The organism is Bacillus sp. Nf3 (assembly GCF_003028545.1).
Classification (GTDB): Bacteria; Bacillota; Bacilli; order Bacillales; family Bacillaceae; genus Bacillus; species Bacillus safensis.
Genome location: NZ_PYUA01000131.1, coordinates 1 through 511 on the forward strand (window position 1 = coordinate 1; position 511 = coordinate 511).

Annotated in this window: 1 protein-coding gene; it reads right to left on the reverse strand. The window is 70.8% G+C overall.

Annotation, left to right across the window (positions count from 1 at the left end):
- Positions 1-339: sigma-70 family RNA polymerase sigma factor (locus tag C9414_RS21185; RefSeq protein WP_142398097.1), on the reverse strand; the 339-nt coding region annotated here is incomplete at its 3' end.
- Positions 340-511 lie beyond the last annotated feature (172 nt).

The window sequence follows — 511 nt, forward strand, 5'->3', positions numbered from 1 at the left end:
GCTGCTCTGTTCCAAGCGGCGGATGGTGGCGGCGGCATCGCGTGCACGGCGGTGCACCGAACGCGGCACCCAATCGCCACGACGGATCTCGTCGATCATCGAGCCGCGGATGCGGATCGAGGCATAGGTCTCGAACGAGGCGCCCTGGTCGGCGTCGTAGCTGCGCGAGGCCTCGATCAGGCCCATCATGCCGGCCTGGATCAGGTCGTCGACCTCGACGCTGGCCGGCAGGCGTGCGGCCAGGTGGTGGGCGATGCGCCGCACCAGGTCCGAATGCTGGGCGATGACCTCGTTGGCCGCCGAGCGCTGGACCTCCCGGTACTGGGCTGCGCCTTTCATGCGGCCACCCCGCGCTGCTTGAGGATGCGTTCGAGGAAGAACTCGACGCCGCCACGGGGTTCGGTCGGCGCCTGCCAGCGCGCGGTGCGCCGTGCGATCTCGGTGATCGCCAGCGCGGCCGGGCTGGACGGGTAGGCCTTCACCACCGGCTGCTGGCGCTGCACCGACAGGC